Source organism: Pseudomonas sp. NFX71 (assembly GCF_048079215.1).
GTDB lineage: Bacteria > Pseudomonadota > Gammaproteobacteria > Pseudomonadales > Pseudomonadaceae > Aquipseudomonas > Aquipseudomonas fluorescens_B.
Window position 1 is genome coordinate 978,023 of the sequence record NZ_CP182230.1, and the last position, 23,831, is coordinate 1,001,853.

At 51.8% G+C, this 23,831-nt stretch carries 21 protein-coding genes; all 21 read right to left on the reverse strand.

All coding sequences use genetic code 11. From position 1 onward, the window contains the following. Position 1: 1 nt before the first annotated feature. Positions 2–1,129, reverse strand: coding sequence for a non-hydrolyzing UDP-N-acetylglucosamine 2-epimerase (gene wecB, locus ACM1ZW_RS04490; protein ID WP_416740228.1), 1,128 nt, complete (start codon positions 1,127–1,129; stop codon positions 2–4). Then, positions 1,122–2,132, reverse strand: a complete 1,011-nt coding sequence (locus ACM1ZW_RS04495) for a polysaccharide biosynthesis protein (RefSeq protein WP_084319415.1) — start codon at positions 2,130–2,132, stop codon at positions 1,122–1,124. The genes wecB and ACM1ZW_RS04495 overlap by 8 nt, the downstream gene beginning before the upstream one ends. Positions 2,133–2,150: 18 nt before the next feature. Then, positions 2,151–3,008 (reverse strand): dTDP-4-dehydrorhamnose reductase family protein, encoded by an 858-nt coding sequence (locus tag ACM1ZW_RS04500; protein WP_416740229.1) that lies wholly within the window; start codon positions 3,006–3,008, stop codon positions 2,151–2,153. Between the two features lie 86 nt (positions 3,009–3,094). Continuing rightward, positions 3,095–5,569: a hypothetical protein gene (locus ACM1ZW_RS04505; protein WP_416740230.1), complete on the reverse strand. Its 2,475-nt coding sequence runs from the start codon at positions 5,567–5,569 to the stop codon at positions 3,095–3,097. Positions 5,570–5,620: 51 nt separating this feature from the next. Further along, entirely contained in the window at positions 5,621–6,832 is a 1,212-nt protein-coding gene (locus ACM1ZW_RS04510; RefSeq protein WP_416740231.1) for a glycosyltransferase family 4 protein, read from the reverse strand. Between the two features lie 315 nt (positions 6,833–7,147). Further along, positions 7,148–8,272, reverse strand: a complete 1,125-nt coding sequence (locus ACM1ZW_RS04515) for a glycosyltransferase family 4 protein (RefSeq protein ID WP_416740232.1) — start codon at positions 8,270–8,272, stop codon at positions 7,148–7,150. A gap of 24 nt (positions 8,273–8,296) precedes the next feature. After that, on the reverse strand, positions 8,297–9,400 hold the full coding sequence (locus ACM1ZW_RS04520) for a glycosyltransferase (RefSeq protein ID WP_416740233.1): 1,104 nt from the start codon (positions 9,398–9,400) through the stop codon (positions 8,297–8,299). A gap of 45 nt (positions 9,401–9,445) precedes the next feature. Beyond that, a complete protein-coding gene (locus ACM1ZW_RS04525) occupies positions 9,446–10,525 on the reverse strand; it encodes an N-acetyl sugar amidotransferase (protein WP_416740234.1) in 1,080 nt (359 codons plus the stop codon). A gap of 39 nt (positions 10,526–10,564) precedes the next feature. Next, positions 10,565–11,323 carry an AglZ/HisF2 family acetamidino modification protein gene (locus ACM1ZW_RS04530; RefSeq protein WP_416740235.1) on the reverse strand — a complete coding sequence of 253 codons (759 nt, stop codon included), beginning with the start codon at positions 11,321–11,323 and terminating at the stop codon, positions 10,565–10,567. Position 11,324: 1 nt separating this feature from the next. Further along, complete coding sequence (gene hisH, locus ACM1ZW_RS04535; protein ID WP_416740236.1) at positions 11,325–11,945, reverse strand: imidazole glycerol phosphate synthase subunit HisH; 621 nt, start codon at positions 11,943–11,945, stop codon at positions 11,325–11,327. Between the two features lie 307 nt (positions 11,946–12,252). Then, complete coding sequence (locus tag ACM1ZW_RS04540) at positions 12,253–13,692, reverse strand: hypothetical protein (RefSeq protein WP_416740237.1); 1,440 nt, start codon at positions 13,690–13,692, stop codon at positions 12,253–12,255. Further along, complete coding sequence (gene pseI, locus ACM1ZW_RS04545) at positions 13,677–14,729, reverse strand: pseudaminic acid synthase (protein ID WP_416740238.1); 1,053 nt, start codon at positions 14,727–14,729, stop codon at positions 13,677–13,679. The genes ACM1ZW_RS04540 and pseI overlap by 16 nt, the downstream gene beginning before the upstream one ends. Then, entirely contained in the window at positions 14,726–16,243 is a 1,518-nt protein-coding gene (gene pseG, locus ACM1ZW_RS04550; protein ID WP_416740239.1) for a UDP-2,4-diacetamido-2,4,6-trideoxy-beta-L-altropyranose hydrolase, read from the reverse strand. The genes pseI and pseG overlap by 4 nt, the downstream gene beginning before the upstream one ends. A 255-nt stretch (positions 16,244–16,498) precedes the next feature. Continuing rightward, positions 16,499–17,131: a pseudaminic acid biosynthesis-associated methylase gene (locus ACM1ZW_RS04555; protein WP_416740240.1), complete on the reverse strand. Its 633-nt coding sequence runs from the start codon at positions 17,129–17,131 to the stop codon at positions 16,499–16,501. After that, positions 17,128–17,826, reverse strand: coding sequence for a pseudaminic acid cytidylyltransferase (gene pseF, locus ACM1ZW_RS04560; RefSeq protein ID WP_416740241.1), 699 nt, complete (start codon positions 17,824–17,826; stop codon positions 17,128–17,130). The genes ACM1ZW_RS04555 and pseF overlap by 4 nt, the downstream gene beginning before the upstream one ends. Further along, entirely contained in the window at positions 17,823–18,962 is a 1,140-nt protein-coding gene (gene pseC / locus ACM1ZW_RS04565; protein ID WP_416740242.1) for a UDP-4-amino-4,6-dideoxy-N-acetyl-beta-L-altrosamine transaminase, read from the reverse strand. The genes pseF and pseC overlap by 4 nt, the downstream gene beginning before the upstream one ends. Positions 18,963–19,013: 51 nt before the next feature. Beyond that, positions 19,014–19,526, reverse strand: a complete 513-nt coding sequence (locus tag ACM1ZW_RS04570; protein WP_416740243.1) for an acyltransferase — start codon at positions 19,524–19,526, stop codon at positions 19,014–19,016. A 3-nt stretch (positions 19,527–19,529) separates the two neighbouring features. Continuing rightward, the gene (locus tag ACM1ZW_RS04575; RefSeq protein ID WP_416740244.1) at positions 19,530–20,798 is read right to left on the reverse strand and encodes a lipopolysaccharide biosynthesis protein; all 1,269 of its coding nucleotides are present in this window, start codon (positions 20,796–20,798) and stop codon (positions 19,530–19,532) included. Further along, positions 20,795–21,904, reverse strand: a complete 1,110-nt coding sequence (locus ACM1ZW_RS04580; RefSeq protein WP_416740245.1) for a DegT/DnrJ/EryC1/StrS family aminotransferase — start codon at positions 21,902–21,904, stop codon at positions 20,795–20,797. Before ACM1ZW_RS04580 ends, ACM1ZW_RS04575 begins: the two co-directional genes overlap by 4 nt. 375 nt (positions 21,905–22,279) lie before the next feature. Then, the gene (gene wbpD / locus ACM1ZW_RS04585; RefSeq protein WP_416740246.1) at positions 22,280–22,864 is read right to left on the reverse strand and encodes a UDP-2-acetamido-3-amino-2,3-dideoxy-D-glucuronate N-acetyltransferase; all 585 of its coding nucleotides are present in this window, start codon (positions 22,862–22,864) and stop codon (positions 22,280–22,282) included. 7 nt (positions 22,865–22,871) lie between these two features. Further along, positions 22,872–23,822, reverse strand: coding sequence for a UDP-N-acetyl-2-amino-2-deoxy-D-glucuronate oxidase (wbpB, locus tag ACM1ZW_RS04590; RefSeq protein WP_416740247.1), 951 nt, complete (start codon positions 23,820–23,822; stop codon positions 22,872–22,874). Positions 23,823–23,831 lie beyond the last annotated feature (9 nt).

Here is a 23,831-nt window from a genome sequence, read left to right on the forward strand (position 1 = left end):
CTCAAGCCTTGCTCCACACCGTGCGATTGATGTAGTCGGTGTAACTCAGGACCACTCGAGCCACCTGCAGCGAAACCGGTCCGCCTTGATAATCCGGCACCACTGGCACCTTGCGTTGCTCACGAGAATGCTGACTGGTCACCACCCGCACCGCATCCATCACAGAACCGCGCTTCAGGCCGCTCATGATCAGCGTCCCTTCATCCATCCCCTCGGGACGCTCATGGGCGTTGCGCAGGGTGACGGCAGGCAGGTTCAGCAAGGACGCTTCTTCGGTAATGGTGCCGCTGTCGGAAAGCACACAGAACGCCGACATCTGCAGCTTGATGTAGTCCAGCAGACCGAAAGGTTTGACGAAGCGGATCAACGGGTGATCGAGGGATTCCCCCAAGGCTTCAAGACGCTTGCGCGTACGCGGGTGAGTCGAAACGATCAACGGGAACCCATATTGATCGGCCAGGGCCCGCAGGGTATCCAGCAAATCGCGCAGGTTATCCGGCGTATCGACGTTTTCCTCGCGGTGGATACTGACGATGAAGAACTTGTCCTGCTCGAGGCCACTGCGCGTCAGCACATCGGACTGCTCGATCTTGGGCATGTAGTGCTCGAGGACTTCCTGCATGTGCGAGCCGGTCTTGATGATCGTTTCAGGGCGAATACCCTCGGCGATCAGATAACGGCGAGCATGCTCGGTCAGCACCATGTTGATGTCGCTGAGGTGATCCAGCACCTTGCGGTTCAGCTCTTCAGGCACACGCTGATCGAAGCAGCGGTTACCTGCCTCCATATGGAACACCGGGATCTTGCGACGCTTGGCGGAAATCACTGCCAGGCAGGTATTGGTATCGCCATACAGCAGCAGCGCGTCAGGCTTTTCCAGTTCGAAGATTTCATCGGACTTGGCAATGACTTCAGCGATGGTCTTGGCGGCTGTATCGCCGGCAGCGCCGAGGAAATGATCCGGCTTGCGGATTTCCAAGTCGTCGAAGAACACCTGATTGAGTTCGTAATCGTAGTTCTGCCCGGAGTGCACCAGGACATGATCGACCTGGCGATCCAGTTCAGCGATAACCCGGCTCATCTTGATCAGCTCGGGACGTGTGCCGACCAGCGTCATGACCTTAAGCATCGAGTTGCTCCTTGATGTAATCGAGTTTCAGCAACAGCTCCTTGATACCCGGTACATCCAGGCGCTCGGTATTGTGCGAGGTGTAGTCGTCGAATTCGGATATGCGCTCCTCGCCCTCGACGAAGTACTTGTTGTAGTTCAGGTCACGGTTGTCCGCCGGAATCCGGTAGTAACGCCCCATGTCCTCGGCCTTGGCCATTTCCTCGCGGGAAACCAACGACTCGTACAGTTTCTCGCCGTGGCGAGTACCGATCACCTTGACCTCGTTTTTCTTGCCGAATAGTTGCTTGAGCGCTTCGGCCAGGTCGCCGACCGTCGAGGCCGGGGCTTTCTGGACGAACAAATCGCCTTGCTGGCCGTGCTCGAAAGCATGCAGAACCAGATCAACCGAATCTTCAAGCGACATGAGGAAGCGGGTCATTTCCGGGTCGGTCACGGTCAGCGCGCCACCCGTGCGAAGCTGGTCAACGAACAACGGAATCACCGAGCCGCGCGAGGCCATGACGTTGCCATAACGGGTCGCGCAAATGACCGGACCATTGGCCGGGATCATGCGCGACTTGGCGACCATCAACTTCTCGGACATTGCCTTGGAGATGCCCATGGCATTGATCGGATAAACCGCCTTGTCAGTACTCAACACCACAACCCGCTGCACACCGCTGGCGATGGCGGCATTCAGCACGTTCTCGGTGCCCAGCACGTTGGTGCGCACCGCTTCCATCGGATAGAACTCGCAGGACGGAACCTGCTTCAGGGCCGCTGCGTGGAAGATGTAATCCACACCGACCATCGCCTGATCCAGGCTGTCGCGATCACGAACATCACCGATGTAGAACTTGACCTTGTCATTGGCCAGGGCGATACGCATGTCTTCCTGCTTCTTCTCATCACGACTGAAGATGCGAATCTCGCGCACAGCGGTATTGAGAAAACGCTTGAGGACCGTATGACCGAAAGAACCGGTGCCACCGGTGATCATCAATACCTTGTCGTCGAACATGTAAACCTTCCGAATTTGTTAGCGAGTGGCGTGCATCAGCTCTATGAGCCGAGACCAATTAGGGGCTTTGTATCCAGTAGCCTGTTTGAAGCGTTCGCTGTTGAGCGAGCGATCGATCACCAATGCCGAGTCTGGGCGAATCTCGATGGACTTGCCGTATTGGCTGGCAATCAGGGCCAACAGGTCCAGCTTGGCAATCGGTTCTGCGGCGACATGATACAGGCCATTGAGCTCCGGGTGCGGCAGGACGAAGTCTTTCATGACACGAGCCAGCTCAGCGGTGGGCAAACCGGAGAAAATCGCCTTGGAAAAACCTCGCACGCTGCCTTCTTGTGAAAGAAACCAGTCCACCAGCGAGTGACTCGAGCTCAACTCGTGCCCGATGATCGAGGTGCGCAGGGTGATCGCGTTAGGCAGATCGTGCAGTTCGCCGATGTACTTGGACTTGCCGTACAGGTCTTCGGCGTCCGACAGATCGCTCTCTAAATAGCCGCCTTTACGTCCCGAGAAGACGCAATCAGTGCTGATATGGATCAAACGCGCGCCGCTCAGCGCACAGAGTCGACCGAGTCGATGCGGCAACATGGCGTTTATAGGTAACGCTGTCAGCGGGTCCTTGGCATCGGCCAGTTGCTTGATCAGCCCGACGCAGTTGATGACGACATCCGGACGCGCCTTGGCAATCGTAGCAATAAGCGAGTCCTGATCCAGCACATCGACACCCGATAGCAAGCGCACACGACTCACCTCCGGAAAGGTTCGCAACCCGGCGGAGCTACGCAACGTTCCCCAGACTTCATGCTCCGGATCGGAGTTGAATGTTTTGAAGACCGCTCTCCCTAGCATGCCGGTGATGCCAAGTACCAAAATTTTCATGCTGACTCTCGGAATATTTTACACAGTCAAACAAATATACATCGACTCAGGAAGTGAATCGAGATCGCAAGTAGCTGAAAGCACCATCAGTTTGATACCGAAGACTTACGATGACCTTTATTCTTCATCATCCTGTCAACCATCTCACGGCTTGCTCTTTCCTTTCTAAACCCGACAAGGATTGAAAGAACGATACCCCAGAGAAAAAAAGTAATAATACCCGGATAGGGCTGACGCATACCTACTTTCAGCATATTGTCTGCAAGCAGTAGAAACAGAACCACCCCCACCACACCCATCACTTCTGACGACGCCCAAATTCGGATTGTGTTACGCAGTGCAGAATACACAGTAAATGCGATCAACCCCAGAAGAGGCAAAACGGCCAAAAATCCAAAGTTATAGACAAAATCAAGATAATAATTGTGGGCGCTAGGAAATTTGTTCCTATCGGGCGCATTGATATGCCCCAGCCAAAAAGAACTGAAACTATCGAAGATCTGGGACAGGTAAAAATGCCAATACACCAGCCGTTCCTGACGATTATTTAGATGTCCCGTTCCTTCCGCCAGCTCACCGCCTAGTAAATCGATCCCAAATTTATCCCGTAAAAACTTGGAATTTACTAGAAAAACAAGACTTAAGGCGATCCCCAAATACACAAGCAGCACCGCTAAACCGCCATGCCAGAAACTTTTTCTCAATATCAGGTTACGAACAAAGAAAACCAGCGTCCCGACCACCATCAGAGCGTATGTCAGCATCGAAAACGAAAAGGATACGTAGACACCCACAATGATCGCCAACAACAGTAACCCCTTGCGGTAACCAGCGTGCTCGGAGAGAGAGAACAATACAATGATAAAGGCACCAGCAAAAATGACCGGCACATACTGTAAATGCTGATAGATGCTAAAAAAATACACGGATGGAGACAAAATACCCACACCTCTGACGAGGGTCGTAAAAAGCTCTAGCGGAACAATTAACAACAGCAAGAAAAACAACACTTTAGCCATCCGCAAAATGGAGCTTTCGCCTCTCCCATACTGCTGCCCAAGCACAAGTGCAAACACAGGTAAAATATACTGAACGAGCAAAATTAATTTTGATTTTGCTTCGGCATCGTAGCCTGTTGCAAGTAGCAAAGTTGTAAATAGCATCCCCATAAACAGAAAGAACACGACAATCAATGCCAGCCTAGCTTTTGTATACCCACCAAAAATCACGATACCGACATAACACGCCAGCACCGAGACAGGAATGGGTAATAACGCCAGCTTGCCATCACTGGTAAAATCAAAAGATTGCCCCTTATAAACCCCCTTAGACAACTGAAAAAACAACGGAAGGAATAATAACAACACTAAGCCTGGGAGTATCCACCGCCCTGCCACTTTCAAGGCACCGGCACTGAAGAGACCATCTCTCTCGCTTGCGTAAAACACTAATGACATCAGAGCCCCGAGCAAGTAAAGCCCCCCCAGCGACGAGGCGCCAAGGCCGTAATAAAGAAACGGGACACAACCAACAAGTAGAATATTGGCTAATATGTCGGAACCAAAAGCATCTTGTGTCTCGTTGTTTTGCAACAGTCGCAATCGCACTCGTTGAGCTTTAACCATGACGGCTCCACCGATGAGCGAGCAGCCTACCGCCAGCCAGAAGAGACTTCCTTTTCCGGTCCACAGCATTAATTCCGGCTGTAGCAAGGCAATTCCAGTGACCAGAACTCCTACGAACAGAGAGCCTCCTACAAGCAGGCTGACCCAATTCGACATATGACGCGAACGCTCTGCATCCCCCTCATTGCGGACCAAGGTAGGCCCTAATGCTTGGGTAAATACCGCTCCCAATATACCCCCGATTGCAAAGGCAGAGAACAAATCACCAGCCATCTCTCTTCCGGTTAGAAGAATAATAAATAGCCTGAATACATAAACGGAAACACCGATCACCGCCGTTGAACCAAAATGAGGTAACAGCAGTTTCAAGAACATCATTTCATTTGGTGTTTTTCTGAATGCTTGCGCGAACATCCCAGGGCGAACACACCAGAAGAGAGGCGAAATGGCCCATAAAGCCAATGACCAGAGGCCTATAGTGCTATCAAAAGAAAGTGTCGCCAAAACCAGAAAACTTATAAGCCCCTGAGTCAGAAAAGAGCGCAATGCCTGCGCAAACTGATGATCATGCTCTTGCTCGCAGAGAAAGACTTCCGCCAGCCACTCAAATGCACGACGTGCGATCAACAACGAAACAAACAGCCAGCCTGAGGCCACCAGCCCCATGCTTAGCAAAAAGGCAAGAACACAAAGAGGTAATAATAGAATACAGCGTAAGCGCAGGATATAAGCACTGTCAACTTGCCTATTTTTGGCGAGGATTATGCTCCGGGCGTTACCGGAAAAGGAGTAGAAAAGCGCCACCGTGGCACCGTGGACAATACCGAAGTCTGCAGCCAGCTCCGACCTGCCAAACAGGCTGAGACCGATCATTACAAACATCATAGCGAACGAATTGGCCATGAATGCGGCTGGAAAAATGAATAATTTTTTCACAATATCCTGATACCCGGAATATAAATCTAAAGTAAATCGACAACCGCCTACTCAGCGCTGAAGTAGATCAACAAGGTGTCGAACTTGCACATCCATATCAAAATGTTGATCAAAATAGGCTCGACCGGACGCCCCCATTGCTTCTCTCTCGGCGCTGCTGAAGCTATGCATCTTTCTAATTGCAGCGACCAAAGGCAGCACTTGCTCCGCCGGGGAAGAAATACCTGCGCCAGCTTCCTGGACAATACGGGCTCCCTCACCATCCAGACAGGCAATAATTGGCCTGCCAGCGGCCAGATAAGCCTGAATCTTGCTGGGAATCGTCTGCGCAAAAATTGCCTCTGCGTTCAGCGACACCAGAAGTGCAGCGGACCGCTCGAATATTTGCGTCATGGCCTGGGACGGATAACGTCCAGCCAGCACCATGTTATCCAGACTCAAAAGCGTCTTTTGCGCCTGTAGCCATGCCAGTCGGCTGCCACTGCCAATAACGACTAAACGGATATCTGCATCTTCTTTCAGATGCACTGCGGCTTGCAGCAAGGTATCCAGTGCCTGTGCAGTTCCTACATTGCCTGCGAAAACCACACAGAAGTGGCCTTCCAACAATTCGCTCAGTTCACTCGGAATAGGTACCGCCCCCACAAGGGGACGTGCATCTATGGAATTGGGGTAGTACACGATTTTATCGCGATCAGCGTAGCGCGACATTGATTCAGAAAAGGCGTGCGACTGCACTAACAAAATATCGCAGCAGCGGTATATACCTCTTACCAACCAACCCACCGACCGAAGCACAAATGGGCTTTTAATAAAGCCGGTAGCGGCAAGGCTTTCGGGCCACAGATCCTGTATCCACAAAGCGAGTTTTGCCTTTTTCAGCCACTTAAGCAGAATAGCTGGAATCGCCTGCAGGATAGGTGAGGGAGCGAAGACAAGTATTGCGTCGAACTCTCTCTTACGCAGCATCCAGGGCAGAAACACCAAGCCAGCAAGTACAAACGAAAAGTAATTGAGTATCAGGTTTTTCGCTCCACCCTGCCCTCGGGGCCAGAGCGGCACACGGAACACATCAATCTTCCCGAGGTAGCGCTCACGCAAAGTGCCCCCGGCGCGATAGCCATCAAATATCTTGCCGTCCGGGTAATTGGGCTTGCCAGTAGCCACTACCACTTCATGGCCCTGCTCATCAAGGATTCGCACGATGTCGCTGATTAAAAAGCTTTCAGGCCAAAAATATTGAGAGACAACAAGAATTTTCATAAGTAATCAGAGGACTCAATCGATAAACCGAGTAATACGCTAGGCGATGGCAAGGTGGATTCTATTGCATAAAGATTGAAAAATCCGGTTCCGCATATTTCCTGCGGCCAGAGCAGAAGCGCCGCATCTGGATCCCGCGCAGATAATGCTCGCGCTTCGAACACCTGCCACCCCGGGCGCTCAGGCTTGCAAGCGATGACAACGAACTCAAATTCCTGCCCATTAGGGTGCGCACAATATCGTTGATAATGGAACTCTCCAACCTGCAACACCCAGATAAACCAAAAGCCTCACATTATACCAAGCCGAGATATGTCAGCGTCCATTCAGCACATCCTCAATAATCTCAAGGTAGCGAAGCGCACGCCCTTGCGCAGAGGAATAATTCATCGCGTGCTGCTGAGCAGCCAGCAATCTCTCTTTGCGAACAGATTCTTCGCCAGAAAAATACGTAGCCATCACCCTGGCAATATCGTCCGTGTTGAGCGGTTCAAAGTAATCAGCCCATCCCTTGCAGACATCCCTGACAAAGCTACGGTCCGAAGCAAAGAGAGGTTTGCCCATAACCATTGCCTCCAGTGGCGTTGCCGAAAAACACTCAAGAAGGCTGGGAAATATGACCGCATCCATCTGCTGATAAAAGGAAGGGCACTGCGAAATTGCAAGCACTCCAACATTCTTCACTTCACGTCTGAAGACTGCGGACCTTTCCTGCCATTCATCGTCACTGAACGTGACATAAAACTCGACATCAAGCTGATAACTTTCTCGCAGCTTACGCCGTACATCTGGAAGGACACTGAGGTTTTTGTGTACATAGTCACGCCCAACATAACCAACTTTCAAAATGCCTGATGGCACCGGATCAACAACTAATGGTGCCCACTTACCAGGCTCAGAATAAAGTGAGGATATACAATTAGGTACAACGTCAACTTTTTCTTTTCCAGCAATATTATTAGAAACCAAGGCTACCTTCACGTGATCGGCCTCAACGATCAACCTATCGGCACGGCGAAAAAAAAGCGACTGCAGCCAGTACTTGAATCGCGCCTTGTACCGACTGAACTTCGAAAACTCTACGGCCGCATTGCTGTCTGGATAAATGATCCATGCCTGGGCGAACCCCACTACACTGAGAAAACGCTGCGTAAAAAAATAAGCAGGACCAAAGACTGTAAAGACTAGATCATACTCCTTGAATTTTCCAAGCAGGGAGGCCCACACACTGGACAGACCATAGTTATCAAACACCTCGTATCTAGCGAAACCAGACGTCTGGCAGCCGATGCGCATGAGATTGCTATTCACCTCCGTAGAAACCATGACCGAAAAGTCCCCGGCCCGACTTTCCATTCGAGACAATTCATCTATGAACGAAGCAGCAACTTGCACTCCGCCACCAAAATGTAAATTACTTGCATTCACCAAGAGTTTCAAAAAAGCCTCTCGATAACGAAAAAATTATGCAGCACGGCCAAGAAATCCTGAAAAATAAACTGAAAAACGCTCCACTGTATGCACCTCGCGAACCAGCTTCACTGCTCCTTGCCAATCAAATTGATTCATGTGCAAGCGTGTCAGGGCCACCTTTAACTGATCAGCCAACGCAGCTGCGTTGGCCGGAACACGGTACCCCACTTCGTCCGAAACAATACGATAAGTCTCGCCAACATCGGTTGCAATGACCAAAGCTCCGCAAGAAATCGCTTCCAACAAGGATTGGGAAGGGTAGTTTTCCTTGTCCTGCAGGGACAGAAAAATCTTGGTCCTCGACAATATTTCAAAAGGATCGGAAGCATAGCCGAACTCAATATCCAGGGAGGGCAGCTCCCGGACCCGCGCCTGTACATAATCATGTAACGGCCCTGCGCCAAAAACGCCGATCTTCCCAATTGGAAAGTCTCGGTGATGTTCCCGCATAAGAACCAAAGTATCAAAAAAAAGTGCAATGCCCTTACCATCGCAGAGACGGCTCATAAGGACAACGTCAAAGTCTTTGTGCTTAGCCACGGATGACCGAGTGTAGTCCGTAAAAGAACACGGCGAGACTTCAATCGGCGGAACCGCCTCAAAGAGCGACGAAACACTGCGGGATATATTTTCAGAAAGACAGTCCAACCTTGACGCAGAAGCGATGCTCTGCCGCCACATAAACCAGCTGTATCGGCTAAAATTTTTTCTATCTGGGCGCGCCGAATCAACAACAGACAATGAATAACTTACACCAGAAAAACGCCCTACCCAAGAGTGAAAGAGGGTCAAATAAGACGGATCGACGGGATAATGCAGGTGACGGCAACCACGACCGAGCACATACCACCACAACTGAAAAACAAACATTATCTTACTGATAGCGTTAAGCCGCCCCAGCAAACGAAAGTCATCGAGAATCACAACCCCCTCAACCTCTAGGGAAACGCCTACCGTTTCAAGTGCAGATTTGCCATGCGCATTGATGATGAGCCTATGCCCCCCTACTGACTCTTGCATTTTCCTGAAAGCCCTGGCAAAGCGCCGCTCAGCTCCGCCTGGAGCTCCATAGAAATTCATCACCAATACCGACATGCAAAACACCCTTCTTGGCAAAACTCCAAAACAATGACTGACTTTTCACTTTAAAACAGCGCGATAAACGCTCATGCAAAATTTCCAGAACCCGATTTCGGTACCAAACTCGACATGATCGCGTGGAGCGCGTGAGAGATAGCCCGTCAAATCAGACTCAGACCAACCCATTTTTTTCAAGAAATACTGCCGATCCTCAATCAACTCTTTTTCAGACGGGTAAGGAATGCTCTCAAGGTCTGATAACGCCGCGCTCCGTGTCATCTGTCCGGATATGATCAAGGTGGAAAAATGTACTCGACGTTTATCGACCGAGAATTTCTCTGGCAGGATATAACCCTGATAGAAACGGGTGAATATAGATTCATAGTGTTTATACGGATAAGGCTTATAGCCAAAGTTCTCTTTCAGACTTTGCATGGCAGAAACCTTGTTATAGGGCATCAAATCAAGAATCGAGTGCCACTTAACCTTCCTTACGTACGTCGAATAGACATACCCTAACGTCCCCAGCATCGGGAGCGTCTTTATCTTCACCGACGAGCGCCGAGCAAGACTGACGATATTCTTCCGATCATACTTGAACCAGTTCCAGCGCGCAGGAATAGCCATTCCCTCCGAGCTCTGATTACTTCCAGAAAGAATATGACGAACTCCGTATCTGGCAGCCATCTTATAATTTACCGCCAACATGGCGTTATCATATAATAACTCGACATCAATAACATCACTGTCAAAGAATGCCTGCATCAAGGACTTGTACTCACCCCACTCGATGACATGCGTATACAGATCTACGTTCAGTCTCTTGACCAAATTGGCGATGTTGTTCTGAGCCAACTCAGAATTCCAACCGTTATCCATATGAACAGCCAAAGGACGCAGACCAAGCTCGATCGCCTTGACCAGGACCCACGAGCTATCAACTCCACCAGAAACACCGACTATACAGTCATAGTCCTTGCCAGCACCGTCAGCCTTGACCTTGTCGACAAATGCTGACAAACGAGCCGCACGCTCTTCATCATCTTGGTCAAGTAGGTGCCCCGAACGAACCAGAAACTCGGAACAGTAGTTACACACACCATGCACATCAAACGTGATATCCAGCGCGCTCGTATCCATCACACAGCGAGTACAAATCTGGTAAGGCCTAGTCATTAATTACCTCAAAAATTTTTCAAGATCTGCATATTCTGGATAGGTAATTAAAACAGCCCGATGCGAACCCTGCAGAACAAAGAAACTGCCCGCAGCAACAGCAGACGCCCCTGCGTTAATTGCAAGAGCAAAATCCGAGATACCAGAGGCCCCACCTAAAGCAATGAGCGGAACATCGACTGCCTCGGCGGCGAGCTGAATTAAACGTAAATCGTAACCCATCCGCATCCCGTCGCGATCTACTGCATTTAGCAGCACTTCCCCCGCCCCGGCAGCAACCAGCTTCTGCATCACAGCAATCCAATTAAGCGATTTGGCATATCCTTTCGCAGACGACCGCATACGATATCGCCCAAACCAATCACGCTTGACGTCGATCGAAACCACGATGCTCTGGCTGCCAAAGCGCTCGGCAAGCTCTCGAATCAAACCAGAATTTTCAAGCGCAGATGTCTGCAGAATCACTTTTTCCACGCCGATGGAAAATATCCGACGGGCCTGCTCGACAGTCGATATACCACCGCCGTAGCCAAGGGGCATGAAACACTCGGCAGCGACGCTCTCTATCAGTTCATAGTCTGGCTCGCGCCCTTGACGACTGGCGTCGATATCCAGCAAAACAAGCTCATCCACCTCCTTTTCATTGAAAATACGGATGGCGTTGAGCGGATCACCAATATATTTATGCTTGCCGAACTTCCGGGTCTTGACCAGACCTCCTTCGCGCAGCAGCAACGCGGGTATCACACGATGCTTCAGCACGTCACACCTCTAGGAAATGTCGAAAGATTTCCATCCCGAACTTGTGGCTCTTCTCGGGATGGAACTGGAAGCCCCAGATATTTTCCCGGCGAAAAGCCGCGACAAAGGTCTCGCCGTAATCACACTCCAGCAGGACATCTTCAGAATTCCCGCACTCGACAAGATAGGAATGTACAAAATAGAATCTGCGTGCTGTCTCAACCAATGGCAACAAAACATCTTCACGCATCTGCCGCACTTCGTTCCAGCCCATATGTGGGACTTTGAGCTTGACATCAGCCGGCCTGAAGCGCCGTGCATGAGCATCAAGCCAGCCAAGGCCGGGCTCCTGCCCCTCCTCGCTGCCACGGGTTAACAACTGCATACCGAGGCAAATACCCATGATGGGTACTTTGCGCTCAAACACAGCCCGTTCCAGCGGAGCAATCCACCCCTTCTGGCGCAAGCTTGAGATGCCATGATCAAATGCTCCGACCCCTGGAAGGATCAACTTATCGGCTGCCGCAAGGTGATCGGGCTCAGTAATTATGTGAGCCTCGCCCCCCTCGTGACGGATCATGTTGACGACTGAAGCAAGGTTGCCGCTGCCGTAGTCGATCACGAATATTTTGTTGTCAGCCACTGCTCAGCACCGATCAGTTACTTCATTGATAGCAGGTAGAGACCGGCAGTCTTAACCATATTGTTGCCAACCTGGGAGCGCGCCGGCATTTGTACGCATGTAGTCAACTCACATGGCTGGCCGGTGATTATCGCTTCGTGGTATTCGGTGACCATCAGCGGTCTCGATGGATGGAGGCAAAAACCAGCATCATTATCCATGAGACCCAAGCACAAAGCGACACGCAATAAGTCTGCGCCGAGGGGCCGCCAAGACTATCCCTGACGCACCCGACCTATAAAACTTCCAACCTGGCAACAGCGCTTTCTCACGCCAGCGCTTGCTCAAGGTATCGCCGATAGTTGCCACGCCAGTCTGGTGCCCAGATATCGTCCTGCACGACACTCAGTTGTCCACCCTCCGGCGCGAGAATCGCCGCCGCAAACTGCTGCACATCAGAAAATCCAGAAAAAGGGTGCACTGGATAGCTAAATCTGGCCTTGGACGTCTCCCACAACAGCACCTTTGGAACTATACCTGCTGCCTCGAACAGGCCAGTCGAAACCTCACCAGCAACTACATACGCGCTACCGAATGACTCGTATATGTCTCTGTTACGATCGATGGCCACATTCCCGGCCATTCCATCGGGATATTTTTCATAAACTTTCACGCGCTCCAACGGATGAGGCCGCACAACGACTCTGTAACGCCCCTTGAGAAGAGAGTCCAACTCTTTGGCCAACGATAGATATAATGAAAATTCAATACCATCTCCAAGAAGTAGAATATCTCTCTTTTCTGCATTGACACATCCGTTTGATCGAAACTGCTCACTGTAATGAGGATGACCCACCACCCACTTTTCTACAGGGACACTGATTTGTTCATTCCACCACCGGCCATAGCCAAGAAAATCGTGGGGTAAATAACGTCGATACTTCTCACTTTCCCGCAACAACGGAGCATAGTTATAAGAATGATGCCCACCGGAAATCATCCCGTGCTGAGGCTCTGCCACGCGCACACCCATTTCTCGAGCCACATGATTGAGAACGCCATGATCGCTATAGCAACCTTCTTCAAGAAGTAGTAAGCGCGGCTTGAATTTTTTCAGTATATTTCTATATGCAAGCTGCATGACGGGCAAGCGCGCTATCTTGCGAGATACAACGCCCACCAGCATTTCCATATTCCGATCTGACACTGAGAGCCCGTACAAGGCGAAAGCCCTGCTCCTGGCATACTCCAAAATTTCCCGAGCCTGCCTAACATGTTCATCTCGCGAACAAATGCGGCCAATCAAAAGTATCGCAGATTGCCAAGGCGTCCAATAACTAACGTTTTTATTCCAGCGTGGCTCTGGAAGATGCCAATCTACCAAGCCCTCGATAGTAGCAACGTCTGCATACGAGGATTCGACCAAGTAATCAGTTATACGATTGAACCACTGGCCTTCACGCCGAAATTGACCCGCCCCCGTTGCAAATACCAATATTTCGCTTGGAACTCTCGGCTGTCGAATATTATGCAGCAAGACCTTTGGCAAAACGGTCAACGCTTTTCGATAAGGAACTGACGAAGCCGGAACCAGTAACGAAGCCTGCTTATAAAAAAGGTCAGAAATCAATTGTTTAAAAAATTGAATCCGCACCAATGGCCAAAGCAAATAACCTGTTCTGGGACAGCAAAACTCCAGAAACGCCGGATCATTCTCGATCTGTACCAGATTTTCAAAACTGGGCGGCGCCACTAAATCAGCCCCCAACTGATTGGGGTTCCTCGCTTGATCGCTTGCTTCGCACGCTTGCCGATGACTTGCTCAAAGTACTTCGGCGGCAAGCCAAGCCCCGGGCGAATGATCCGAACGTTGGCTTGCGACAGCAGTTCACCTTCAGCAATGTCTTCGCTGGCATAGATGGAGCGACGAAACACACGACTCTTTTCTTCGGAATCAGTAGCTCCATAGGTCACCCGCCCCAGTGCCTGCCAGGCACGCTCGGTTTCCATAACCAACTGAGCAATCTCTGCTGGCTCCATCGAAAAGGCGCTATCAACACCACCCTCGGCGCGGCTGAGCGTGAAATGCTTCTCGACGACAGTCGCCCCCAGCGCCACGCTGGCAACCGAAACACCAAGCCCCATCGTATGGTCTGACAACCCGACTTCACAGCCGAACAGTTCGCGCAGATGCGGGATGGTCAGGATGTTGGTGTTTTCGGGTGAAGCTGGATAGCTACTGGTGCACTTGAGCAGAACCAGATCCTTACAGCCCGCTTCGCGAGCCGCACGCACGGTTTCGTCCAATTCGGCAATGGACGCCATCCCAGTGGAAATGATCAACGGCTTGCCGGTTGCCGCCACACGACGAATCAACGGCAGGTCGGTATTTTCGAAGGAGGCAATCTTGTAGCAGGGCACATCCAACGCTTCGAGAAAATCAACAGCCTTGTCATCGAAGGGAGTACTGAACGCGATCATGCCCATTTCGTGAGCCTTGTCAAAAATCGGCTTATGCCACTCCCAAGGTGTGAAAGCTTCACCATACAGCTTATATAGAGACGTTCCCGCCCATAGGCTGTTGGGATCGCTGATGTGGAATTCACGCTCGTCCAGATCCAGCGTCATCGAATCGGCTGTATAGGTCTGGATCTTAAGTGCATGGGCACCGGATCGCGCCGCCGCCTCGACGATCTGCAGAGCCCTCTCAAGCGACTGGTTATGGTTACCGGACATCTCCGCGATAATGAAGGGCGCATGGCCTCGTCCGATCGATCGTTTTGCAATCTTGAATGATTCAGTCATAGCTTATACAGCTTCTTTGAAAACAGCGTGTTGTCGACGTCATAGCCAGCAGCCATGAACAACCCATTTGAACGTTTGTTGGCACCCATCACATGTGCACGAAGCACTCTCACTTCAGGACAGTTTACAACGAGCCATTTCTCCGCACTTTGCAGCAGTTCTGCGCCGCGACACGTCACACGCGCTTCAGGCACCAAGTATATTGAAACCTCTGCCTGGTCTGCTTCAATGTCAAACCGCACAACGCCAACCGACTCACCCTCCCGCAAACCGATGAGTAACTTTCTGCGCGGATCCTTTAACACAACGTTGAGCCAGCGACAATGATCGTCCCAGGCAATAAGTTCGGTATTGCGTGAAACGGCGCGAATGGAAGGATGATTTCGCCAGCGGTGCAGGTGTTCGGAATCTGTTGGCAACGCAACGCGCATCTCAACACCGGTAAATCCCATGCGCGCGACCAAACGCTGAACCCCCCTTCCGTCCACAGCATTTATGCCCAACGATGAAACAAGCTGCCTTAATGCATCATTTTCCAGCAATGCACCTAAGTGCTGCACAAACGCCCCACGGACGTCACCACTGAAGTTTGGAGAATAAACCAACCCATTCGTAGCCGCATCCGCCAGCTGTACTGACTGGTTATCGGCGGTGCTGACAGCAATTGTCGGAAGCCCCAGACAACATCTCTCCCACGTCGCCGTACCACCGGCACCCAAAGCAAGATCAGATACCGCCATTAGCTCGGCCATCCGTCCGGTCTGCACATGGCAGTAGTATCCTTGACGCAAGCAAAGCGCCTCGATGGCCTCCCTGAAGGCGTGTTGCGCGCCCAACACAACATCGACATGAAGGTCCTTCGTTGCCTCCATACCAACCAAAGCATCGAGAGCTTTGCCCGTGAAATTGTGCGCATCCACTCCACCGAAGAAGACCATGACACGCTTCACCGCCCCCTGACGCGGAGCGACACTCTCGCGCAACCGACGAAATTCGTCACGTAACAGCGCAAAGCGCGGGCCGAGCAACAACTGACAGCGCCCAGGAACCCTGCCAACATAGCGCGCAGACATATCAAGATATAGGTTTTGGTCAAGCAACAAGTCGCAGTCATGCTGGCGATCTGCGAGATCATCGATAACCAAGATCTTGTGGGCAATCTGCCGCAATGCCCCTTCCCAGCGTGCGTCCAACGCATAATGGTCAACAACAAGCCAGTTCCAGTGCTTTCCGTACAGTGCTCCGACGCACTCGCGGGCATCTGTTTCCTGGCTGACCTCCAGCCATGAGGAATGAAGCAGTTCGCTACAGGACGCCCCTTCATCTCTCGCGTTGAGACGCTGAAAGACGTGCCCTTGTTGAATAATCAAATGCAGAAGATTATCCGGCATGTGACGACTAAAAAAGCACGTTCGAACGCCCCGTTTTTGTAAGGCATTAGCCAAGGCGAGGCAGCGCATGAGATGCCCAGTTCCGATTTTTTCGGAAGCATCAACACGAAAGGCGACGTTCAATTTGCCCTCCCGGTCAACAAAACGGCATCGTACCCAGTTATCAGCTGCCTGCATGGACGCCTTGGCGAACTCAGCACCAGTTGATGCGATGCCGACGATACCTCTCGAGCAACATCAACAAATCGTTTTTGCGCCGGACTCACTCGACCTCCTTGCGTTACTCGTGGGAGCGACAAGCGCTAACGCCCTCATCATCGATATAGTAGATGCAAAAGGGTACAAGACATCACGCAACGAACACAGTCCTCCAGCATGTCAGGACTTCTTTTCCATCAGGAACCAACTGATATCGTCTTGTGGAAATGCAGGGTCGCGACGGTAGACAAAGCCATAATCAACAAGCTTCAAATCCGGGTACTTCTCCATCATTTCCCCAGCAAAATCACGCTTGAACAGACGATCGGCATGACCGCGATAGGCAATAGCGACGGGTGACGGATTGTAGTATTCGCAAACCAGCACGAAACGCCGCGAAGCGCTGTACAGCTTTTCGTACACAACGGGCAACATGTCCGGATTGATGTGGATGAGCACGCCTTTTATAAGGGCGAGTTCGACCTGATCACTTACGGGGTAATTGAAGATCGATCCCTCGTACACATTGTCCTGACCGATATGCGCCCGCAATTGCTCTGCTGCATCGGGATTGATCTCGATACCACGCAGCACTGCACCGGGATACACCAACTGCAAAGCCCGCAGGTTCATGCCGATATTGGCGCCAAACTCGATGGCCGAGGAAATTTGACCTGCCTGCTTAAGCGCCTTGGCGAAGAAATTAAGGTTGGATGCCAACAATTGCTGGCTGTCGTTTCGACCGATGTACTCGGAGCCGAACTCGCCAGCCCAAAAAGTTTCCTGCGGCGTCAAATAATCCAATTCACTCATTTTGCCTGCTCACCCATCAACTGTTTGAAAATCATTTCCGCCCGCATCCAGTCATCCATGCTGTCTATATCCTGAACTCTCCAGTGCGGGATGGGTACAGGCATCGAATGGCTCTCAAAAATCCTCAGCCCTTGTGTCCAGGCTAAGGGGCGCCCCCAATAGAACTGGCCGGCATCATGTAGCGCTACCGGCAAATCCTGGGAGCGCGTCAAGAAAAACTCAGGAAACAGCATCCCAAGCCCCCCTTCCGGCAGTTCCCGGAAAGCGCGATACACCGAAGGAGAAAACTCGGAGACCGAAAAAGCGTAGGCCCAATCACCCGATTGCAAAGCCATCCAGCCACGCACGAGATCGTCCGCCCTAATAAGCGGCGCAGTGGCGTAGATACAGCAAACTGCGGAAGGTTGCTCGCCCTGCTGTGTGAGCCAGCGAGTCGCGTGGGCAATTACCTCAGTGGTACCAGCATAGTCATCGGATAGCTCGGGCGGTCGGATAAAAGGAGTCTCCGCCCCCCAGGCCCTGGCCACCTCAGCAATTTCCTCATCATCGGTCGAGACGATAATACGCTCGAACAGACCAGTTTCCTGCGCCGCGCGAATCGACCAGGCAATCATGGGCCTGCCGCAGAACTCCTTGATGTTCTTGCGGGGAATGCGCTTGCTGCCGCCACGGGCCGGAATCACCGCTACATTCAAGACAGCGCCTCTCTGAGCAACCGAACGACGCTACGCTGCTCTTCATCGGTCAGGTCGTAAAAAAGCGGCAGACTGAAAGCCTCGGAGAAATAACGCTCTGCTTCCGGGAAGTCACCCCAATTGAAACCCAAATTGCGATAGTACGGTTGGGTATGCACCGGGATGTAATGAACCTGTACCCAAATATCTGCGGCACGTAATTTCGAAAACACCTCGAAACGACGCTCGGCGGGAACTCTGATCGGGTACAGATGCCAAGCAGACTCTTCGGAAGCCAACGGCAAAATAACGGGTAGATCGGCGAGCAGCACATGATATTGCCGCACAAGCTCCCGTCGCCGCGCAATAAACTGTGGTAATCGCTCAAGCTGGCTGACGCCCAATGCCGCCTGTAGATTAGTCATGCGGTAGTTGTAGCCCAGCTCTATCTGCTGATACTCCCATGGCCCTTGCGGCGTGCTTACCAATTCGCCTGCGCTTTGCGCGATGCCATGCGTACGAAGGCGAACCAGGCGCTTGGCTAGTGCCGTGTCGTTGGTCAACAACATCCCGCCTTCACCGGTAGTTATGATTTTTACCGGATGGAAACTGAACACCACGATATCACTATACTGGCAAGCTCCCACCGGCACGCCTTGATACTCGGCACCCACCGCATGTGACGCATCCTCGATGATACGGAAGCCATATTGCTTGCCCAACGCAGCGATCGCCTGCATGTCACAACTTCGCCCGGAAAAATGCACGGGAATGACAACCTTGGGCAAGCGACCTGCGTTTTGAGCAGTTGCCAACTTCTCGGCCAGGCGCGCTACGCTGATATTGAGCGTCTCCGGGTCTATATCAACAAAGTCTACATCGGCGCCGCAGTATCGCGCGCAATTGGCAGTTGCCACGAAGGTGTTAGGGCTGGTCCAGACAAGATCCCCCGGCCCGACTTCGAGAGACATGCAGGCGATGTGCAGCGCAGCTGTGGCATTGCTGACCGCCACGGCATGCTCTGCCTGACAGCAGGTCGCAATGGCGCGCTCGAAACTTGCAATACCAGGCCCCTGGGTTAGCCAGTCGGAGCGCAAGACCTCAACCACCGCAGTGATATCGTCTTCACTAATATTTTGTCGACCGTATGGAATCATAAGCCCTACATCATGCATTTTTACTATGGTTAGAGAAATACTATCACCAACTTACTCTTGCTGCCTTTTCTTTCGAATCAGCTTTGCCGGGACCCCGCCCCATATCTCTCCAGACGGAATATCCCGTGTAACGACACTATTCGCACCTACGACGCTATTCTGACCAATTGACACGCCTGGATTAATCAACACATTAGCCCCGACCCAGCACGCATCACCGATAGCAACATCACCAAGTTTAGAAGGAACTGGCTTGATACGAAAGTCGCTGTCCGGAATAGCAGATTCAGTAAAAATTCTCACGTTAGAAGAGACATGACAACCTGTACCCACACGAACAGAACGGCCCTGTGCTGCATGAACGGTAGAGTTATCACCAATATAACTATTATCACCCAGACTTATCTCGCCCTCGCCGTACAAAAGAATATGCTTACCATTAAAGCGAAAACCAGGCGACACCGAGTATTTGAGGCGAAACGAAGTGTATATAACCCCCCAATAGCGTGAACTTAGCGAGGTAAAAACCCTGACCAGAATTCTATTCAAGATACTCATCATCATCGATTAGGTCTTCCTCAACGATAAAACCAGAAGCCAAGGCAACGGCAATATTCTCTGCGCCATACACCATGCCCCCAGAAAAAAGACTAGCTGAACAAAAACATAACTCCAGGCAGCTCCTACAACCCCTAACCGATCAACCAGAAAATACGTCAGGACCACATTAACCAAACCAACGAACAGCGTTAACCTAGCCAGATACCCGGTCTTCTCAGAAAAAAATATGAACCCGGCGACAACATAATACATGCCCATAAAGGCATTACCGAAACCGATCAACTGAGCAACTCTCAAAGAATCCTTATATTCGTCTCCGACAATCCACGGATACACGTAAGGCAATACACTCACATAGCATATGGCTAGGACTAAAAACACCAGAAACATCACCGCACATTGGCGGACAATACGAACCCCAGCGAGCTCATCTTTCTTTCTTAACTCACCATACAGATGGGGGGCGAATGCTTTTACGAATGCATCTGCCAAGACACCCACAACCATCCCCATTTGTGCACCTACAGCATAACTCCCTGTCGCGGCGACGCCCAAAGCCGAAGTGACAATAAATCTGTCACTCATCGCAATCATCATAGCGCCAACGGTATGCGGAATAAGTGGCACCCCGAAACGCAGTGCAGCTCTAGCGTAATCAGGATTAAAACTCCAACTAACAAAACATCCACGCTGCAAACTGTACAGCGCCGCCCCCCCAAACAAAAAAATGGCGCCGACAATACCAAGCCCTCTCCCTTCCCACCCCATTCCAAGAAGCAGAATCAACCCTAACGATAAAGACAAATTGACCAACGTCTGTATTACCTGAAAAGAACCATATCTCACGACTTGGTTCTTTACCTGCCACACCACCAGCCTGATTTGTATAATGGTTTGAGCTGCAGCGGCCAACACAGCGATGAGCAGCCAGCCCTGAGGAAGGCTCGTCCACCGAGACAAAGGCTCCGCAATTGACCAAACGATCAGAAGAACGATGAATGTGCTCGCCGACAAAACAGCCAGGCACGTCCCGACAAAACGAGGATGATCCGTCTCGCGATCAAAGTAACGAACGCTAACCGCCCCATGAAGGCTAAGACCGGTAAACGCCGAAAGCACACTCATGACAGTGGTAAACATCGCGACGACACCGTACTCCGCCGGCGATAAAACCCGAGTTAAAACAGGCAAGAGAAAAAACGGGATAGCACTGTTCAGAATATTTGCCGAGGCGTATGTCGCCACAGAGCCAAACAGTTTTCCAAATGAACTCATGCAAATCCCTGCAGCGTTTTCTGCAAGGAATCGACGACAAAAATTTGTTGCTCCTCAGTGACATCCGGCCCCATGGGTAGACTCAAGACGCTTTGACTACATGCCTCGGCTACAGGGAAAGCGCCTTCTTTGAGGCCAAGATAACCAAAAGCCGGCTGTAAGTGCAGTGGTATTGGATAATGCACGGCGGTTGGCACCCCAAGAGCGTTTAACGCCTTGGACAATTCATCACGTACGTCCACCCGCAAAGTATATTGGGCATAGACACTGCTGGCATGAGGCAAGACGCAGGGGGTCACAACGCCAGGACATGCCGCCGAAATCAACTGGTCGTATCGAGCAGCAACATGCGCTCGCCGCCCCACCTCCCAATCGAAGCGCTCGAGCTTGGCGAGCACTACGGCAGCCTGCAGCGTATCCATGCGACCATTGATTCCGACTCGCGAATGATGATAGCGCCTGTCCTGGCCATGAACACGAATCTCACGCATGGTCTTGGCCAGATGATCATCATCGGTAAACAGGGCGCCGCCATCACCATATGCACCTAAGGGCTTGGACGGGAAAAAGCTGGTCGAGCCGATGCTGCTAAGAGCACACGAGCGACGCCCCTTATATGTCGCACCGAATGACTGGGCGGCATCCTCAATAACAGGAAGCCCATACTTTTCAGCGATTACATTGATGGCATCGAAGTCCGCACACTGGCCGTACAGGCAGACCGGCATAATGGCGCGGGTACGCGGCGTGATTGCCGCCTCAATCTTCGCCGGATCGATATTGCAGGTATCTGGATCGACATCGACGAAAACCGGCGTTGCGCCCAGCAAGGCAATCATTTCACCGGTGGAGATAAAAGTGAAAGGAGTCGTGATGACCTCGTCACCACTCCCGATCCCGAGAGCCATCATGGCGATCAACAGAGTGCAGGTGCCACTACTGGCACTAATACAGTGCTTGACGCCCACGTACTCGGCAAGTCGCTCCTCAAGCTCGAACACCTCAGGACCCATGATGTACTGGCCATGACCAAGGACACGCTCCATACGCTCATGGATTGAAGTTTTAAGCTCGCGGTATTGGGTCTTGAGATCTATAAATTCCATGACAGACTTCAATGACGGTGGCCGAGCACCGTGTATGTTCATGTTGGCAAATACAGGCTACGCCGTGCGACGCGACTCAGTACTCACTGGAGAAACCTCGCACGCAACTTACCGATCGAGGTCGAAAAAAACACTCGCTGAACCGCTGTTCGCTGGGGTGCAAACACTTATCCGATGAGCAAGAACATGTACCAAATCGGGCATAATGATAGCACCATCCCCACCTAGGATGTGCCCACATTCCGCCAGGGGAGAGAGGCAAGCCAGCGACAAACCAAGCGATCCAACCCAGGCCTGCAACAGTCAAACCTCAGATCCGCCCCCCCCCCCCCCCCCCCCGCCAACAAGACACCCACCACTACACGACACGCTATTTCACACGGGAATCACTCGAGTGAGCACAGTATCGTCCAGCCGATAGATAACACCCGTTTGCTCGCAAACCATCTGCGCATTTCCGGCCAGCGGTAAATCCAGGCGCTCGCCAAACTCGCTCATCCAGCCGATCTGCCGCGCTGGCACACCGACCATCAAGGCATAAGCCGGCACGCACTTGTTGATCACCGCCCCCGCACCGACAAAGGCGTATTCGCCGATGGTGACACCACAGACAATGGTGCAATTAGCACCGAGCGTAGCGCCCTTTTTGACCAAGGTGTCTCGGTATTCGCTCTTGCGTTCGACCAGAGAGCGCGGGTTGTAGACATTGGTAAACACCATGCTCGGTCCGCAGAACACCCCCTCTTGCAGGGTGACATTGTCATAGACCGACACGTTGTTCTGGATCTTGCAATTGTCGCCAATGACCACTTTGTTACCGACAAAGACGTTTTGCCCAAGTGACACGCCTTTGCCAATACGCGCACCACCGCAGACATGCACAAAATGCCACACCCGCGAGCCATCACCAATCTGCGCGCCGTCATCGACAATAGCGGAAGGATGGATCTGATAATTCATATCCGCCTCAGCAACTCAGGACTGAAAGGAAAGGATGACCCTCTTCGTTCTGCGGTGTAACGATGGCGGACGAACGAATGGTATTCACAGTATCCACGCAGTGACGCGCATCTTCGATGCCGTAGCCACGGCCGGCGAGAATTTCCCGATAACTGGTGGTATGCAGGTCGGTAAAACCTTCGGAGAACTCCATCTCGTCTCCGTCAACGGTGATTGAGCGGTAGGTCGGCTTTTTACCCTTGACCGAATCCGGCAGGTCCTGCGCATCAATAGACAGGAACCAACGCACCCGGGCCTTTTCGTACTCCAGGTAGCCAGCCGCTTTGTAATCATTGGCAAAGTGCACAACGTTGCGCTGCAACTTGCCGAAGATGAAATGCAGCATGTCGTAGAAGTGCACGCCAATATTGGTCGCGACTCCATAGGACTTGCGTGGGTCGCCCTTCCAGCTCTCCATGTACCACTTGCCACGGGAAGTGATGTAGGTGAGTTCTACATCGTATTTGCCGTCGCGAGACTCACGGGCAACTTTCTCTTTGAGATCGAGAATTGCCTGGTGATGACGCAGTTGCAGGATGTTGTAGACGCGCTTGCCCGTTTCGCGTTCGACCAGCGCAAGTTCGTCCAGGATTTCTGGTGTAGGAACCAGCGGCTTCTCGCAAATCACATCACAGCCAAGGCGCAGACCCGCCGCAATATGGGAATGGTGCAGGTAGTTGGGCGAGCATACCGCGACGTAGTCCAAGGCCGTCGCCGGATCGCGCTTGAGCTGCCAGGCGTGTTCATTGAAACGCTCGAACTGGGTAAAAAACTCGCTCTGCGGAGACAGGCTGTCAATGATCCCTACGGAATCGTTGATGTCATAAGCCGACACCAACTCGTTTCCGGTGTCTTTGATTGCGCGCATATGCCGCGGGGCGATGTAACCGGCAGCACCGATAAGGGCGAAACGTTTCAAGGGGAACAC

Bases quoted from the DNA above. Each gene is read 5' to 3' on its own strand.
- ACM1ZW_RS04495 (WP_084319415.1), bottom strand. From the start codon at position 2,132: ATGTTCGACGACAAGGTATTGATGATCACCGGTGGCACCGGTTCTTTC.
- wbpD (WP_416740246.1), bottom strand. From the start codon at position 22,864: ATGAATTATCAGATCCATCCTTCCGCTATTGTCGATGACGGCGCGCAG.
- pseC (WP_416740242.1), bottom strand. From the start codon at position 18,962: ATGATTCCATACGGTCGACAAAATATTAGTGAAGACGATATCACTGCG.
- ACM1ZW_RS04520 (WP_416740233.1), bottom strand. From the start codon at position 9,400: ATGTCGGTATTGGTGATGAATTTCTATGGAGCTCCAGGCGGAGCTGAG.
- ACM1ZW_RS04555 (WP_416740240.1), bottom strand. From the start codon at position 17,131: ATGAGTGAATTGGATTATTTGACGCCGCAGGAAACTTTTTGGGCTGGC.
- ACM1ZW_RS04570 (WP_416740243.1), bottom strand. From the start codon at position 19,526: ATGATGATGAGTATCTTGAATAGAATTCTGGTCAGGGTTTTTACCTCG.
- ACM1ZW_RS04575 (WP_416740244.1), bottom strand. From the start codon at position 20,798: ATGAGTTCATTTGGAAAACTGTTTGGCTCTGTGGCGACATACGCCTCG.
- ACM1ZW_RS04525 (WP_416740234.1), bottom strand. From the start codon at position 10,525: ATGGATACGAGCGCGCTGGATATCACGTTTGATGTGCATGGTGTGTGT.
- pseI (WP_416740238.1), bottom strand. From the start codon at position 14,729: ATGACTGAATCATTCAAGATTGCAAAACGATCGATCGGACGAGGCCAT.
- ACM1ZW_RS04500 (WP_416740229.1), bottom strand. From the start codon at position 3,008: ATGAAAATTTTGGTACTTGGCATCACCGGCATGCTAGGGAGAGCGGTC.
- wecB (WP_416740228.1), bottom strand. From the start codon at position 1,129: ATGCTTAAGGTCATGACGCTGGTCGGCACACGTCCCGAGCTGATCAAG.
- ACM1ZW_RS04510 (WP_416740231.1), bottom strand. From the start codon at position 6,832: ATGAAAATTCTTGTTGTCTCTCAATATTTTTGGCCTGAAAGCTTTTTA.
- ACM1ZW_RS04580 (WP_416740245.1), bottom strand. From the start codon at position 21,904: ATGGAATTTATAGATCTCAAGACCCAATACCGCGAGCTTAAAACTTCA.